At 68.5% G+C, this 14,621-nt stretch carries 14 protein-coding genes; 1 reads left to right on the top strand and 13 read right to left on the bottom strand.

Annotation, left to right across the window (positions count from 1 at the left end; all coding sequences use genetic code 11):
* Positions 1 to 38 precede the first annotated feature (38 nt).
* The 10 genes from OHA03_RS41150 to OHA03_RS41105 all read right to left on the bottom strand — a co-directional run bounded on the left by OHA03_RS41150 (position 39) and on the right by OHA03_RS41105 (position 10,871).
* On the bottom strand, positions 39 to 161 hold the full coding sequence (locus OHA03_RS41150; protein WP_267009063.1) for a hypothetical protein: 123 nt from the start codon (positions 159 to 161) through the stop codon (positions 39 to 41).
* A gap of 434 nt (positions 162 to 595) precedes the next feature.
* A complete protein-coding gene (locus tag OHA03_RS41145) occupies positions 596 to 3,019 on the bottom strand; it encodes a hypothetical protein (RefSeq protein ID WP_267009062.1) in 2,424 nt (807 codons plus the stop codon).
* A 93-nt stretch (positions 3,020 to 3,112) separates the two neighbouring features.
* A complete protein-coding gene (locus tag OHA03_RS41140; protein ID WP_267009061.1) occupies positions 3,113 to 4,078 on the bottom strand; it encodes an aldo/keto reductase in 966 nt (321 codons plus the stop codon).
* Entirely contained in the window at positions 4,075 to 4,914 is an 840-nt protein-coding gene (locus tag OHA03_RS41135) for an amidohydrolase (RefSeq protein ID WP_267009060.1), read from the bottom strand. The genes OHA03_RS41140 and OHA03_RS41135 overlap by 4 nt, the downstream gene beginning before the upstream one ends.
* Before the next feature lie 13 nt (positions 4,915 to 4,927).
* Positions 4,928 to 5,251 carry an L-rhamnose mutarotase gene (locus tag OHA03_RS41130; protein ID WP_267009059.1) on the bottom strand — a complete coding sequence of 108 codons (324 nt, stop codon included), beginning with the start codon at positions 5,249 to 5,251 and terminating at the stop codon, positions 4,928 to 4,930.
* 69 nt (positions 5,252 to 5,320) lie between these two features.
* A complete protein-coding gene (locus OHA03_RS41125; RefSeq protein WP_267009058.1) occupies positions 5,321 to 6,409 on the bottom strand; it encodes a mandelate racemase/muconate lactonizing enzyme family protein in 1,089 nt (362 codons plus the stop codon).
* 27 nt (positions 6,410 to 6,436) lie between these two features.
* Complete coding sequence (locus tag OHA03_RS41120) at positions 6,437 to 7,528, bottom strand: enolase C-terminal domain-like protein (RefSeq protein WP_267009057.1); 1,092 nt, start codon at positions 7,526 to 7,528, stop codon at positions 6,437 to 6,439.
* 62 nt (positions 7,529 to 7,590) lie between these two features.
* A complete protein-coding gene (locus OHA03_RS41115) occupies positions 7,591 to 8,448 on the bottom strand; it encodes a carbohydrate ABC transporter permease (RefSeq protein WP_267009056.1) in 858 nt (285 codons plus the stop codon).
* 86 nt (positions 8,449 to 8,534) lie between these two features.
* A complete protein-coding gene (locus tag OHA03_RS41110) occupies positions 8,535 to 9,425 on the bottom strand; it encodes a carbohydrate ABC transporter permease (protein ID WP_267009055.1) in 891 nt (296 codons plus the stop codon).
* Between the two features lie 126 nt (positions 9,426 to 9,551).
* The gene (locus OHA03_RS41105; RefSeq protein WP_267009054.1) at positions 9,552 to 10,871 is read right to left on the bottom strand and encodes an ABC transporter substrate-binding protein; all 1,320 of its coding nucleotides are present in this window, start codon (positions 10,869 to 10,871) and stop codon (positions 9,552 to 9,554) included.
* A gap of 202 nt (positions 10,872 to 11,073) precedes the next feature.
* Here OHA03_RS41105 and OHA03_RS41100 point away from each other — a divergent pair, with 202 nt between their 5' ends.
* Positions 11,074 to 11,742 (top strand): GntR family transcriptional regulator, encoded by a 669-nt coding sequence (locus tag OHA03_RS41100; protein ID WP_267009053.1) that lies wholly within the window; start codon positions 11,074 to 11,076, stop codon positions 11,740 to 11,742.
* Between the two features lie 13 nt (positions 11,743 to 11,755).
* Here the strand turns inward: OHA03_RS41100 and OHA03_RS41095 are convergent, their stop codons facing one another.
* From OHA03_RS41095 to OHA03_RS41085, 3 genes are all read right to left on the bottom strand, one after another.
* On the bottom strand, positions 11,756 to 12,724 hold the full coding sequence (locus OHA03_RS41095; RefSeq protein ID WP_267009052.1) for an aldose 1-epimerase: 969 nt from the start codon (positions 12,722 to 12,724) through the stop codon (positions 11,756 to 11,758).
* A gap of 3 nt (positions 12,725 to 12,727) precedes the next feature.
* Entirely contained in the window at positions 12,728 to 13,594 is an 867-nt protein-coding gene (locus tag OHA03_RS41090; RefSeq protein ID WP_267009051.1) for an SMP-30/gluconolactonase/LRE family protein, read from the bottom strand.
* A gap of 100 nt (positions 13,595 to 13,694) precedes the next feature.
* On the bottom strand, positions 13,695 to 14,483 hold the full coding sequence (locus tag OHA03_RS41085; protein ID WP_267009050.1) for an SDR family NAD(P)-dependent oxidoreductase: 789 nt from the start codon (positions 14,481 to 14,483) through the stop codon (positions 13,695 to 13,697).
* Between the last annotated feature and the right edge of the window lie 138 nt (positions 14,484 to 14,621).

Below are 14,621 nucleotides of genomic sequence, written 5' to 3'. Positions count from 1 at the left end.
AGGTCATCGCGGTTGCGCGTGGGCCCGCGTCTGGCCTTTCACACAGGGTCGGTGACCCGTCCGCGTGGGCCGCGCAGCGTGGCAGTGGCGTGGCGTCGGGCGATGGTGGGCATCGTCGTCGCGAGCTGTGCGTAGTCGACGACTGCGGTGGTTCGCGGCACTGGGGAGTGCGGCGTGGTAGCCGGTGGCCATGTCGATGGCAGCGAAGCGGATGCGCTTGCACCGCTTCAAGGACGTGGTGGTCAGCCAGGCCGGCAACTCGTGGGGGTCGTGCCCATCGACCCGAACGAGTGGGCCCTGGACCTCGAGGCGTCGGAGAAGCAGACCTGCCACGGCAGACCTGCTGCGGGATCGACCTGCGCGAGCACAGCGGCTGGCGCAGGAGCAGGACCGCGTGTGCCGACCAGCTCCCGGCCGCGCTCGCCGTGGGGCAGTTCACTTTGGCCCGGTGGGTCGCTGTGCCCTTGGCCGGTGAGGAGAGCACGCGGCGCATGGGGCAGACCCGCGCACTCTCCTCGGCACTCACGTTCGAAAACCCGAGACCACGGGCTCGCGGCTCGCCCCCCAAGCCCGACCGGATCTCGGTCCTGCCCGATCAGCTCGCAAGAACTCCTTCGCCGGCGTCGCGACCACCATGGGTGATCGGCCAGAGCAAGGGGGACAGGCGCATGCCCGCCGAGTGGCGCCGGATCACGTCCTCGTCCATCTCGGGCATCGAGAGGAATCCGTACCGCAGCGTGGTGCGTCCGGGCTGGACCTGCGGGAAGTTGGTGCCCCAGTAGTTGTTGACCGGCCACGCGAGCAGCAGCGGGTTGTCGTCTCGCGGAACGGCGTCGAGCGGCGGGCCGAAGTGGAAGTCGCCGAACTGGATCATCGGCGCGTCCGGCGTGAGCAGGGCGACGGCTCCTTCCTGGTTCCAGATCGCGCCCACGGACTCCGCAGTCACCCAGTTCCGGCAGGCGCCGGGCAGCTGGTCCTCGTCCAGGTGCACGTGCTGGCCGGCGGTGTCGAACATCGCCTCCCAGCCGGCGCTCATCGCGAGCGGGAAGGCGAGGTAGAACCCCTGCGGCGACGTCTCCTGCGCCACCTCGAACTCCGCCTCCAGATGGATGACCGGGTCGTGTTCGAGCAGCGTGATCCGCTGGACCAGGTGGGTCATTCCCGGAGCCTGCACCGAGCGCTCCAAGGTCACCCGCCCGGCGGAGACCCGGACGGAACAGTCGGTCACGCGGGTCGCCCGCTCGCGAATCGGTTCCCAGTCCTGCCAGCCGGCGTTGTCGAACTTCTCCTCTTCCAGGTCGGCCGTGTAGAGGGCGTAGCGGCTGCCGTCGACCAACGCGTCGGGGCGCTCCCGGACGAAGGCGAAGAAGTCCAGGCCCTTTCCGGGCGCCAGCAGTTCACGATCCTGGCGGCGGTCGACGAGGGAGATGATGCGCCCGTTCGCCACCTCGTAGCGAAGGATGTGGAACGGCGACTCCAGGCGCCCGATCTCGCGCAGGTGGCTCATGGCGGACAGGACGTTCAGTTCGCGACGCTCGACGTGGCTCGTCTCGATGGTGTGCGAGACGAGCGGGGTCGGTGACGGGGCGGGCAGCTCGGCCAGTGGGATGCTGCGCCACGCGAAGGGTTCCAGTTCGAGCGGGCCGAAGGCGACCGGATCTGCTCCTGGGTAGTCGCGGCCCCAGGACTGGTAGTCGTAGAACAGCCTGCCGGTGCGGTAGGTGCGTTCCACCGGCACGCCGGTCTGGCTGAACCAGGAGGCGGGCAGTCGCGGCTGGACCGTCACCGGATAGGGGGACGGGTTGCAGATCAGAACGCCCTTGATGCCCGTGTCCGCGACCGGGTTCTGGGCAAGCCGTTCCAGTCCGTCCATCACCGCGAACGCGGCCAGTTCGTGACCCTCGTGCGCGTGTGCCTGCTTCAGCAGCTCGGTCGTGCGCGCCTGGGGGTGGTCCGGCTGAGTGATGTAGTAGCCCCAGGTGTGCTCGTCGAACATGTCGACGTTGTCCCGGGCGCGCTGCAGCGTGCTGTGCTCGCGGCCCACGGCGAGTGCCTCGGCGGCTGAAATCAGCGGCTTGGACTGCTGGTTGAGTGCCGTGGCGATCGGGGTGCTGCCGTAGCCGAAGCTCCAGTAGTCGGTCCAGTCGCCCCGCAGCGTCGGCAGGTCGGCCTCGGGGAGGGCCAGGGCCCGCTCGCGCAGGTCGTCGAACGTCACGTACCGGACGGGCGGGCCGGCCTCGGCGGCGTTCCAGCGCTGCAGGAGCTCCGGGGTGAACGGGTTGGGCGGAGTGTTGTCCCACAGGACCGGCGCGCAGGTACTGGTCAGATAGACGAAGTCCAGTTTGTAGTCGATGGCGTCCAGGCGTCGGGAGAGCGCGCTCCAGCCCTCGGCCATCCGATCGACGGAGTCGTGCCAGGTCTGCATGTTCTGGTCGAACATCGTGTAGTGGTGCCCGTTGAAGACTCGGAGCGAGCGGCCGGACGGCGCCTCCCACAGGAACATGCCCGGCCTCAGCGCGACAGGTCGGCCGAAGTGGATGTTGATGGCCATGACGAACAGGTCCACACCCGCGTCGAGAAGCACGTCCGCCATCGGCCACGGCACGCCGTTGACGTCGTGTTGGCACGCCACCCGGATCGGGGCGCCGATCAGTTGCTCCAGCTCGTTCTTCCCGTCGACCAGCCGCTGCAGCGCCGGCCGGTCGATGAGCGCGGCGGTGTGCCAGCGCAACGCGGCCAGGCCGATGCGGCCTTCCTTGCAGAGCTTCACGAAGCGGTTGCGCTTCGAGGCGGATGCCCTCGCCAGCCAGCGCCGCACCGGCTCGGTGGCCTCACACGTCCACTTCGGCCGCACGCCTTCCGGGAGATCAGCCGTCCGCTCCAGCCAGTCGATCGCCTGGTCGATGTGCTCGCCCTGGATCTCCCACACGATCGGCTGCGGGTGGCTGTAGCCGACATCGAGGTGGCTGTGGTGCAGCATGAGGACTTCTTTGACGCCGCTCGAAGGGGTCGAGTTCATGGTGTTCCCATCGTGGTGAAACGTGCCGGTCGTGAGGCCTGCCTGCCCGCCTCCGCCTGACTGATCGTCGAGGCGCGTGTCGGGCACGGCAGTTCACCCGCTCCGCGCGGCCTCCAACGCCGGCCAGAGGGTGGCCGGCACCGCCTTGGCGACCCAGGCGGCGTTCTGCGCGGCCTGCTCAGCGCTGCGCGGTCCCGCGACGACAGCCGCGACAGTACGGCTGATCAGCGGAAACCGCATCGCCGCGTGCGGCAGCGTGGTGCCGTGCTCGGTGCACACGCGGGCTAGTGTTCTGGCCTGATCGAGGACCGGGGCGGGAGCAGGTCCGTAGTCGAAGTAGGCGTCGTCGGGTGGGTAGGGGCGTGCCAGCAGCCCTGAGTTGAACGGCGCGGCCGCGACCACGCTGACTCCCCACTGGTTGCATTCGGTGAGCAGCGGTACCGCGGAGCGGTCGAGGAGCGTCCACCGGCCGGCCACCATCACGACGTCGACGTCGGACTCCGCCACGAACCGGCGCAGCGGATCGACGGTGTTCATCCCGGCGCCGATCGCGCCGATGACGCCCTGCTCGCGAAGCTCAACGAGTGCGGGGATCGCCTGATGGATCGCGGCGTCCATGTGGTCGTCGGGATCGTGAACATAGACTATGTCGATACGGTCCAGCCCGAGCCTTTCCAGGCTGGCGTCCAGGCTGCGTCGCACACCGTCCCGGGAGTAGTCGTGTACCCGCGTCAGCTCGTCCGGCACCGCGAAGCCGCCGGCGGCCAGGTCCGAGCCGGTGGGCGCCGGGTTCGGCACCAGGACCCGGCCGATCTTCGTCGACACGGTGAACTGGTCGCGCGGGCGCTCGGCCAAGGCGCGCCCCAGCCGCAGTTCGGACAGGCCCAGACCGTAGTGCGGGGCGGTGTCGAAGTACCGCACACCATGGTCCCAGGCAGCGTCGACCGCCGCGCGGGCGGTGGCCTCGTCGGTGGCGCGGTAGAGATTGCCGATCGGCGCGGCACCGAATCCGAGGGCGGTGACGGTGACCTGGGTGCGTCCCAGGTGGGCGGTCCTCATGTCGCGAGCCCATACCAGTGGGCGGCGGTGCCGCCGAAGACCTGGGCGCGCTCGGCCTCGTCGAGCTTGCCGGTCAGGGCCTCGGCCGCGGCGATCGTCGTGTCGTAGGACCCGGCCAGCAGGCACACCGGCCAGTCCGAGCCGAACATCACCCGGTCCGGGCCGAAGGAGTCAAGCAGCGTCTCAGTGTACGGACGCAACTGGTCGACGGTCCACGATCCGTGGTCGGCCTCCGTGGTCAGGCCGGAGAGCTTGACGGCGACGTTGGGCGCTGCGCCGAGTTCCGCGATCGCGGTGCGCCAGGGCTCGACCCTGCCGTCGGCGATTTCGGGTTTGCCGCCGTGATCGAGGACGAATCTGACGCCCGGCAGGTCCCGGACCGTCTCGACCGCCGCGGCGAGCTGGGGCGGTGTCACCAGCAGGTCGAACGCCAGGCCTGCGGCGCCGACAGCCTCCAGGCCCCGGCGCACGTCCGGTCGGCACAGCCAGCGCGGGTCGGGCTCCTGCTGCACCTGGTGCCGGATGCCGACCAGGGCGCCCCTACCAGGACCGGCTTGCAGAGCAGCGAGCCGGTCGGCGGCATCGACCGCGGTGAGGTCCGTCCAGCCGACGACCCCAGAGATCGCGGGGTCTGCCGCAGCGAGCAGAAGCAGTTCGGGCGTCTCCTCGGCAACGCACACCGTCTGCACCAGGCAGGTCGCGTCGATGCCGTGAGCGTCGAGCAACGGGTGGAGCTCCTCCATGTCGAAGGACTTCCGCAGGACCGGCAGTCCCGCGGTCCAGGGCTGGTCGCGGACGACCAGATCCCACACGTGATGATGGGCGTCGATGCGCACGGTACTCGTCCCTTTAGTCGAGATGGAAGACTTCTTCGGCCGGTGCCCACCACTCGCCCTCGGCCGCCGAGTCGACCGGCTGCTGGCAGGGGTCGGTGAGCTTCCACCAGCGGCGGCTGGTCTCGTCCTCGACGATGGCCGCCATGTCGGACTCGTAGTCGTTGCCGTGGTACTCGAGGTAGCTGAACAACAGGCCGTCGCGAAGAAAGATCGAGTAGTTGCCCACGTGGGCACGGCGCAAGGCGTCGAGCACGCCCGGCCACGCCTCCGCGTGCAGGGCTCGGTACTCCGCCTCTTTCTCCGGACGCAGGCGGATCACCGCCGCGAACCTCTGCATGCCGCTCAACTCCTCCTCGCGAGCCGTGAACTCGCCGTAGTGCTGGGTGTGGTGGTCGCCGCCGTCATCTCAGGCGGTCCGCAGGTCGTCGATCGCGTCGAGGTCCCAGTCGATCCCCAGGCCGACGCTCGACGGGGCGAGCGCCTGACCGTCCACGATCTCGATGCCGGCCTTGGTGATCGCGCGGAGCTGCGGAATGTGCTCCAGGTAGCGGCTGTTGGGGACAGCCGCGCACAGGCTGACGTGCAGCTCCATCAGGAAGTGCGGGCACACCGCCACGTTGTGGGCCTCGGCCAGGTGCGCGACCTTCAGCCAGGGTGTGATGCCGCCGATGCGGGCCACGTCGACCTGCACGATCGAGGCGGCGTCGCGCTTGAGGTACTCGGCGAACTGGCCGGCCGAGTACAGGGACTCCCCCACCGCGATCGGGATCGAGGTCGATCGGGACAGCGCCTCGTGCCCGGCGACGTCGTCGGCCGGCAGCGGTTCTTCGAGCCAACGCAGGTCGAGGTGTTCCAGAGCCCGGGCCAGCCGGACCGCATCAGCGGCGGTCAGGGACTGGTTCGCGTCGACCATGATGTCCACATCGGGTCCGAGGGCGGTGCGGATCGCGGTCAGTCGCTCGGCGTCCTCCACGTGGGACGGCTTGCCGACCTTGACCTTGACGCCGCTCAGTCCGGCCTGCACCGCGGCTTTCGCGCCTTCGACCAGTTCATCGGCACTCAGGTGGAGCCAGCCGACCTCGGTGTCGTACAGCGGGATGCGGTCCTTGGCGCCGCCGGCCAGCTGCCACAGCGGAAGTCCCGCGTTCCGGCAGCGGACATCCCACACCGCCGCGTCGACCGCCGCGAGCGCGAGCGAGGTAACGGCGCCGATCGCGGTGGCCCGCGTCGCGAAGTACAGGTTCCGCCAGATCGACTCGGGTCGGCCCGCATCCTGTCCGATGAGGCGGGGAAGCAGGTAGTCGGTGAGCATGGCGAGCACGGCGGTTCCGCCGGTGCCGATCGTGTAGGAGTATCCCCGCCCGGTTCCGCCGTCGGCGGTGGTGATCTCGACGAAGATCGTCTCCTGCTTGAGGAACGACTGCGAAGCATCGGTCCTGTGCGTCTCGACCGGAAGGTCCACGAGATACGCCTGGGCGTGGGTGATTACTGACATGTCGTCCCCACCTTCGGCTTCGTCGGCTCAGCGGTCACGGGGCAGCTCCGCGGAAGCAGCGGAGGGCTCGTCGCCGTTCCAGACCTGCTCATAGCCCATGCCGGGACCCTCCGGCGCGTGCACGAGTCCGGAGGAGTCCACCTCGGCGGCACGGCGAACGGGGTTCGAATCGACGAGGCACTCGTAGTAGGTCGTGTTGGGAATCGCCATGCACAGGTGGGTGTTGGGCAGGCCGCCGCCGTGTACTTCGGCGCGCAGCAGGTAGGACTCGGCGAGGTGGGCTATCCGCAGCGACCCGGTGATGCCACCCTTCAGTCCGCTGCCGGTGCGCACGGCGGAGGCGCATCCGGAGGCGATGAAGTCTCCCGTGTTCATGTGCGCTCCGTCGCTGGTCTCGGCCACCAGCAGCGGCACATCGACCCGCTCGCCGAGCGCGCGGTAGGCGGTGACGCTGAACTCGCGCATCGGCTCCTCGTACCAGAGGTAGCCCGCGTCCCCGAGCGCCCGGCCGAGATAGACCGCGTCCGTCAGGTCGAAGCCCGCTGAACCGTCGTACATGAGCGGGACCGCCTCGCCGACGTGCTCGCGCAGCGCGACGGCCAGCTCGGCGTCACGGCGGGCGTCACCCCAGGCGTGTAGCTTGATGGCCGGGAATCCGAGCTCGAGGCACTGGTCGGCGACGTCGAGGTACTCTTCGACGCTGTCGAAGGTGACCGTGGAGGCGTAGGCCGGGATCGAGTCGCGGTAGGAGCCGATCAGTTCGTGCACCGGAAGTCCGGCGGCCTTGCCTGCCAGGTCCCACAGTGCGTCGTCGACGGGCCCCTGGATGTAGACCGGGAACTCCTCGATGCGGTCGAGTTCCCACATACGCTGCCAGAGCCACTCCCGCCGCAGCGGGTCGGTGCCCACCAGTTCGGCGCGGATGCGGCGCTCGACCAGGTCGGCGAGGATCAGCCCGCGCCGGCAGTAGGCGTAACCTCGCAGCCCTTCGTCGGTACCGATGACCAGCCAGGCCCCGGTCCGGGGCCCGTCCGAGCCCGGTAGCCCGCGACGCCAGCGGAAGCTCGGCGTCACCGCGGGTTCGTCGACAAGCCGCACGTCGACGGAAGTGATCTTCATGAAGGCTGCTCCAAGGCGTGGGCGAATGCTGGTTGTGTGCTGCGTCGAAGGGGTCGGCCGGGTCAGCCCTTGGTCGAGCCGCTGAGGATGCCGCGGACCAGGAATCGCTGGAAGAAGAGGAAGAGCACAGCGATCGGCAACACCACGATGAGCCCTGCCATGGCCGCCTCGGGGTAGGTGATCGGCAGGAAGGTGACAGCGCCGCCGGCGCCGGGCTGCAGCGCGGGCGTGCTGGCGATGAGCGAGCCGAGGCCGACCGGCAGGTTGTACTTGGTGTCGTCGGACAGCATCACGTAGGGCAGGAAGAAGTTGCTCCAGTTCGCAACGAAGCTGAAGAAGGACAGGAGCGCGATCAGCGGTCTGGCGAGCGGCAGCGCCACGTGGAAGAACATGCGCAGCTCGGAGCAGCCGTCGATCCGCGCGGCCTCGAGCAGTTCCTTCGGCAGCGACGTCGCGAAGAAGATGAAGGCGAGGTACACGCCGAACGGGAAGAACGACGATGGCAGGATCACCGACGCGGCGGTGTTGGTCAGATGCAGGGCGTTGATCTCCAGAAACAGCGGCAGCACGACCGCTGTGGCGGGAAGCACCATCGCCAGCAGCGTGATGGTGAGGATCAGCTTCCGCCCGGGGAAGCGCATGGTCGCCAGTGCGTAGGCGGCGAGCAGAGCCACGGTGACGGTGATGACGAGCGGGATGACCGTGTAGTACACGGAATTGAGCATCCAGTGGTACATGACACCGTTGTTGTATCGAGCCAGGTGCTTCCAGGCCAGCACCATCCGACTGAAGGAGCCGATCGACATCGGTGACTTGAGCAGCTGATCGTCGGTCTTGGTCGGCGCCAGAACCAGCCATACGAGCGGGATCAGACAGAATGCCGCGAAGCCGAACAGGATCAGGAGCCGCAGTGCCGCCAACGGTGAGACCGTCTGCCGTCGGCGTCGGGCGGGTGCTGGTCCACGGGCATCCCGGACGGGGGCTGTCCCCTTGAAAGATGTCATCGTCATGCGTCGACCTCGGTCTGGAAGAAGCTGGTACGGAACACGAGCAGCAACGCGGCCAGGGAGGACAGGACCAGCAGCACGACCGACACGGTGGCCGCCTGACCGAAGTCACCCTGTTCGAAGGCGAAGGTGTAGCCGAGCTGGTTCAGCGACCACCACGACGACCCCGCATGCGTGATCGAGTAGATCAGCTGCGGCTCTACGAAGATCTGCAGGGCGAAGGCGAACGACAGGATGACCATGTAGACGACGTACTTGCCTACCAGCGGCAGCTTGATCTGCACGGCGGAGCGAATCGCGCCCGCGCCGTCCATGCGGGCGGCCTCCAGGATCTCCTGCGGGATCGTCTGAAGGGCCCCGAACATGATCACGATCCACTGTCCGACGCCGGTGACGAACGCGACGAGCGCGAAGATCAGTGCCAGATGGCCCTGGGTGAACATCTCGTTGTTGGTATGCCAGCCCAAGGCGTGCAGCGCGGGCGCGAACGGGCTCACCTCCGGGCTGAGCATGAAGTACCACAGCATGACCGCCGCCGATCCGGTGACCGCGCCGGGCAGGAAGTAGACGAGTCGTAGGCCGCTGCTCAGGCGACCGGTCTTCTCGTGCAGGAGCAGCGCCAGCAGCAGGGTCCCGACGACCATCACAGGAATCCACACGGCCATGAATACCGCGACGTCGATGACGGCCGGCCAGAACCGGAAGTCCTCGAAGACCGTCGAGTAGTTGCCGAAGCTCAGCTGCGACGGCTGGGCCGCGGTGTGCAGCGACTCGTAGATCGCATATCCGGTCGGAATGAGTCCGAAGGCCGCGAGCAGAACCGCGTACGGGGCGGCGAAGAACCATCCGGTCACGGTGCGCCGTACCGCGCCTCGCCTGACTTGCACCATCTGACTGCCCTCCGTCTGAATCCGCTTGGGCGAACGGTGGGAGACGGGCCGTGCCGCTCCCACCGCCGCGCGTTGTCAACTGTCGTCGGGGTTGTCACCCGTCCCGGCGAATCGTGGGTCTAGGGCCTAGGGCGCGACCTGGTAGCCCGCGGTCTGCGCCAGACCGGACAGCTGGGTCTGGAGTGCGGGGAACGCGGAGGCGATCGACTGGCCACCCGTGATCGCGGCCACCACCGTCGAGTTGACCGGCCCCTCGATCGGGTACCGCGTCGGGCCTTCGGCCGGGTTGATCTTGCCCGCGGCCGCCTGCAGCACCGCGGACGGGTCCTTGGCGTAGAACGGATCGGCCTTCAACTGTGCCAGCCAAGCCTGAGCCGCGGGGATGTAGGCCGGGTAGGTCGGCGCGGTCGACTGGTACGTGTTGTTGGTCGCCACCCACTGGGCGACTGCGACAGCGCCGGTCTTGTTTTTCGCGTGGGAAGACACCACGTAGATCCCGCCGCCCTGGGCACCGGAGAAGTTCGTGGTCTCGCCGGCCCAGGTCGGCATCGGCGCCGCGGCGAGCTCACCGTTCGGGAATCCGTAGCTGGCCTTGGCCTTGAAGACGTACTGGCCGAACCAGGACGCCGCGGGCTGCATCAGCAGCTTGCCGGACTGCGCCAGCTTGTAGGTCGCCGGGTCGACCGGGCTGAGCCGGGAGACAGATCCGTTGGCCAGCAGCGGGTCCAGCAGGGACGCCACCCGTGTGCACTTCGGATCCTTCGTGTTGATCGTCACCTGGGTGCTGCTGACGACCGACTGGAGCGGGCAACCGCTGCTCCAGAGGTAGTCGTAGTACACCGTGCTCGCGCCGGCCGCACCGATGATGTAGCCGGGGTGCTCCTTGGCGACCCGCACGCCGAGGGCCTGGTACTCATCCCAGGTCTTTGGGACCTGGTACCCGAACTTGGCCATCAGCGGCTTGTTGTACCAGAGCACGTCCTGCGCCAGGTCGTTCTGCAGGCAGTACAACTTCCCGTCGATGGTGCACGCGGCGTTGTGGGTGGCGAAGTTGTTCTGCACGTCCCGCGGAACCAGACTGTTCAGGGGCTGCGCGTACTTGAACAGCGGGCTCGACAGCGATGCGACGTCGCTGGGCAGTGAGTCGAAGATGACGTCCGGCCAACCGGAGCCCACCCGGTTCGCGAGCTGGATCTTACTCAGCAGTGACGCGGGGTCAACGACCTTGATCTTCACCTTCGTCTTCGGGTTGGCCTTCTGGAATGCCTGGAACGCGGGCTGGCGCGTCGAGTCGGTCCACACCAGCACGGTGGCGTTCGGATCGTCCTTCACCGCGGCCTCCTTGCCCGACGACGAGCCACACGCGGTGGCGGTCAGGGCGACACAGGCGAGGAGGGCGGGTATTGCGGCTCTCCAGGGGCGGGCGGATGCACGTCGGATTCTCAAGGTCTCCTCCAAGGCGGGCGGTGATGTTCACCTGTTCGAAAGCTGCTGGAAACTTCGTGCATGATTCCGCTACGGTCCGATCCGTCGTCGCCAGAGTCAAGGGTCACCATCCGCTGCACATGATCCGGCCCGGAATGGTGGCCATCATGCTTACCGAGGAGCCGATATGCCAGATTTGTCGGGATCGGATGTTCCGGAACCCGTGAGCCGGCCGTCGCTGCCACGCCCCCAGCGCAGTGTGCTGGCCGACGAGGTCTACGAGATCCTCCGGGAGGGGCTCATGTCGCAGCGCATCGCTCCGGGGTCCCGTCTCAACCTCGACAAACTCGCCCGGGAGCTGCACGTTTCGAACACCCCGGTCCGGCAGGCCCTGGCCCGTCTGGAGGCCGACGGCCTGGTGGCCAAGGAGCCCTACCGGGGCTTCACCGCCTCCCAGCTGCTCGACTCCCGTACGATCGCAGAGCTCTACGACTACCGGCTGCTCATCGAGCCGCCTACCGCCGCGCGCGCGGCTCGGCACCAGCACGCCGCTGCCGTCGCCGAGTTGGAATCACTCTGCGACGGCAACGAGATCACGCGACTCATCACCACGGCCCCCGACGATGATGACCTTGCCCAGCGCGACGTCGACTTCCACTGCAGCATCGCGCGGCAGGCCGGCAACGGCGTCGTCGTCAACAACCTGGCCCAGACCCTGCTGCACATGCGCCGCTACACCGTGTACGGCCTGCACGGCGCGGGCGAGCAGGCCTGGCTGGAGCATCGGGCGATCATGGCCGCGATCGCCGCAGGCGACCCGGAGGCGGCCTCGACCGCGATGCGCGAGCATCTCGTCTGCGGGCTGGACCGCATGAAGACCGCGCTTCGGTAGCCGCCCGGGCTTATCAGAAGGCCACCAACGGGACGCGGCTCAGCCGCAGCCCAGTGGTGACGCTCGCGCCACCGGCCAGCGTCGCCTCGGATCCGCGGCGCCACCGTCCGACCGGCCCGGCTCCGGGCAGCGCGTTGGCCGGCTCGACGGCCAACGCGTATGCCCGGCGAAACCACGGAAATCCCTTGCTGGCATGGCATTCTTGCCAGAACCACGCATGCGGGTACACGGCGACGTCCCATTCCAGCCGAACACCGAAGCCGGCGGACGGACTCGTGATCGAGAACCAGCCGTCGGTGAAATCGGTGAGTGCGGCGAAGATTTCGCGGGGAGCAGTCGGTGCCGGTACCGCCCGAAGGTCGGTCCCGCCTCCGGCGTCGGGGAAGCCGAGGACGGCGTCGGCGGGCAGGACGGTTCCCGGTGCCTCGGCATCGGTGATCAGGGTGCGCGCCGACGTGTCGATCCGGCAGCGCCCGTCGATGAACGGCGCGCCGAACGCCGGGTGCTGCACCCACATGTACTCGACCGGGTCGGCCGACAGGTTCTGCGCGCTGTCCACGACGTTCAGATCGGGGCCGGTTACGGTCACCGTACGCTCCAGTCGGACCGGAACGGTCGTCAGGTTCACCGCCAGCCGGACGCGGGCGGCGTCCTGCTCCAGCACCGTCCACGGCACGACCGCCGCCTCGCCGTGGAATCCGCGGCGGACTCCGTCGACGGTGCGCTCAGGCCCAGCGTTGGGGAACAGGGTCTGCCAGCCGCCCGCATACCGTGCAAGCCAGTCGGCCTGACTGTCGGCCAGGGCCGGCAGTGAGCGCGGATCGCGCCAGCCCCATGGGGCCTTGAAGAGCACATCGATACCGCTTGCCCGGTCGATGAACGAGTAGATGTCGGCGCCCTTGGCCGGGAGCAGGACGACGTCGATTTCTGCGCTGCGCAGCGTGATCGCGGTGTCCGCACCCGGTTTGCCGTGAATCGTCATCTCTCAGCTTCCGAACAGACGGGTTGGCAGGCCGCAGACACTCAGACCGTCCACGACGAAGACCGAACCGTCGGGGGCTTGCGCTGTCAGGTCGAGACCTTCCCGGGCGGAGGTCACCGCCAGCCGGTCGAGCCGAGGTCCGGCGAAGGCACAGGAGGACGGTTGCGCGACCGGCATCTCGACGCTGCGAACTGCCTTTCCGTCAGGTGACAGACACACCACGCGCGCGCCACCCCACATGGCGATCCACAGCCGTCCATCCGCGTCCACACACATGCCGTCCGGCAGGCCGACACCGGCCTCGAACTGGCGTAGAAGCCGCCGCTCGCTCAGCGCTCCGGTGGCGCCGTCGAAGGCGAACGCCCAGACCTGGGCGGGAATGGTGTCGATGAGATAGAAGGTCGTGCCGTCCGGACTCCAGCCCAGACCGTTGGGCAGGGTCAGCCCGTCCAGCGCGGTGCGCGTCGACCAGTCAGGACCGAGGACGTGCAGGGCGCCCGCACCGGGGCGGAAGTCCATGTCGGTGCTCCCGGCCCAGAACCGCCCCTGGGGATCGCACTTCCCGTCGTTCATGCGCAGGCCTGGTGACAGGATCGGGCACCGCGTGTCGAACGTCCCGTCCGAGCCGACCTCCGCGAACCCTTCGGCGGTAGCGGCGACGAGGCCGCCGCCAAGCCGGGGCACAGCCGCACCCAGCAGCGTCGGCGTCGCAAGTGACGTCGTAGCCCCGGTCGTCAGGTCGCTGGTGTGAATCGCACCGCGCAGGATGTCGACCCAGTGCAGGCGGTTCGCTGCGGCGTCCCACACCGGTCCTTCTCCGACCCGGGCGGTCGCTGCTACGGCGACCGAGATCTGCGGGGCCACCGTCATGACGACCCCCAATCCATGGAAGCGCCGACGAGTAGATCGCCACCGGTTCGGCAGCATTCTGTCACCCGGATGCGGGCGGGTCGCCCGCCGCTCAGGGCGCTCATTCGGGCAGCGCCACGGCGACCGCGGCGAGCAGCCCGCCGTCCACGGGGAGACTGACGCCGGTGATGAAGCCGGCGCGGTCGCCGGCCAGGAAGGCGATCGCCTCGGCGACCTCCTCGGCGCGGGCTACCCGCCCGAGCGGATGCGTGCGGCCCCAGGCGTCGACCAGGCCCTGCTCGCCGGCACCGCTTCCGTCGGAGAACCTGCGGGCCGCCATGCGCAACATGGGGGTGTCGACCGATCCTGGGCAGACGGTGTTGGCCCGGACACCGTACTGGGCCTCGTCGATGGCGACGGAGCGGGCGAAGGCGTTGAGCGCGCCTTTGCTCGCCGTGTAGGCGGCCACCGACGTCTGGGTGACGAACGCCTGCACCGAGGACACGATCACCACCGAGCCGCGGCACGTCCGCAGGTGCGGCAGCGCGTACTTGACCGGCAGGAAGGTCCCCTTCAGGTTCACCCGCAGCACCTCGTCCCAGTCGGCGCCGGTGGTGTCGACTGCGCTGCCGTAACGCTGGATTCCGGCCGCGGTCACGAGGATGTCGAGGCCCCCGTCACCCTCGACGATCTCGGCGAGCAACGCCTCGACCTGCGTTTCGTCGCTCACGTCGGCAACCTGCCCACGCACACCCTGACCGATGTCCGCTGCGGCCTCCTCGGTGTCGGCCCGGTCCAGACCGCAGATCGTGACGCGGGCGCCGCGCTCGGCCAACAGCCGCGCCGCGGCCTTGCCGATGCCGCTCGCCCCACCGGTGACCAGTGCCACCTTGCCGTCCAACTCGGCCATATGGTGTCCAACCCCTCTGCTTCGCTCCAATGCGTTGCATGCTTGCATACAAGTCCACAAGCATGCAACGATGCTTCACGCCGACGCCTCGTACCACGGCCTGAACGGCGCTTCGAACCGGAGCCGTGATCGGTTCCA

Origin of the sequence: Streptomyces sp. NBC_00154 (assembly GCF_026342835.1) — a bacterium.
Taxonomy (GTDB): domain Bacteria; phylum Actinomycetota; class Actinomycetes; order Streptomycetales; family Streptomycetaceae; genus Streptomyces.
Note: the sequence above shows the minus strand (reverse complement) of the source record. Positions and strands in the feature narration are given on the sequence as shown.

Coding starts and splice junctions, on each gene's coding strand:
- OHA03_RS41120 (WP_267009057.1), bottom strand. CDS start 7,528: ATGAAGATCACTTCCGTCGACGTGCGGCTTGTCGACGAACCCGCGGTG.
- OHA03_RS41095 (WP_267009052.1), bottom strand. CDS start 12,724: ATGACGATTCACGGCAAACCGGGTGCGGACACCGCGATCACGCTGCGC.
- OHA03_RS41125 (WP_267009058.1), bottom strand. CDS start 6,409: ATGTCAGTAATCACCCACGCCCAGGCGTATCTCGTGGACCTTCCGGTC.
- OHA03_RS41085 (WP_267009050.1), bottom strand. CDS start 14,483: ATGGCCGAGTTGGACGGCAAGGTGGCACTGGTCACCGGTGGGGCGAGC.
- OHA03_RS41140 (WP_267009061.1), bottom strand. CDS start 4,078: ATGAGGACCGCCCACCTGGGACGCACCCAGGTCACCGTCACCGCCCTC.
- OHA03_RS41110 (WP_267009055.1), bottom strand. CDS start 9,425: ATGGTGCAAGTCAGGCGAGGCGCGGTACGGCGCACCGTGACCGGATGG.
- OHA03_RS41145 (WP_267009062.1), bottom strand. CDS start 3,019: ATGAACTCGACCCCTTCGAGCGGCGTCAAAGAAGTCCTCATGCTGCAC.
- OHA03_RS41090 (WP_267009051.1), bottom strand. CDS start 13,594: ATGACGGTGGCCCCGCAGATCTCGGTCGCCGTAGCAGCGACCGCCCGG.
- OHA03_RS41130 (WP_267009059.1), bottom strand. CDS start 5,251: ATGCAGAGGTTCGCGGCGGTGATCCGCCTGCGTCCGGAGAAAGAGGCG.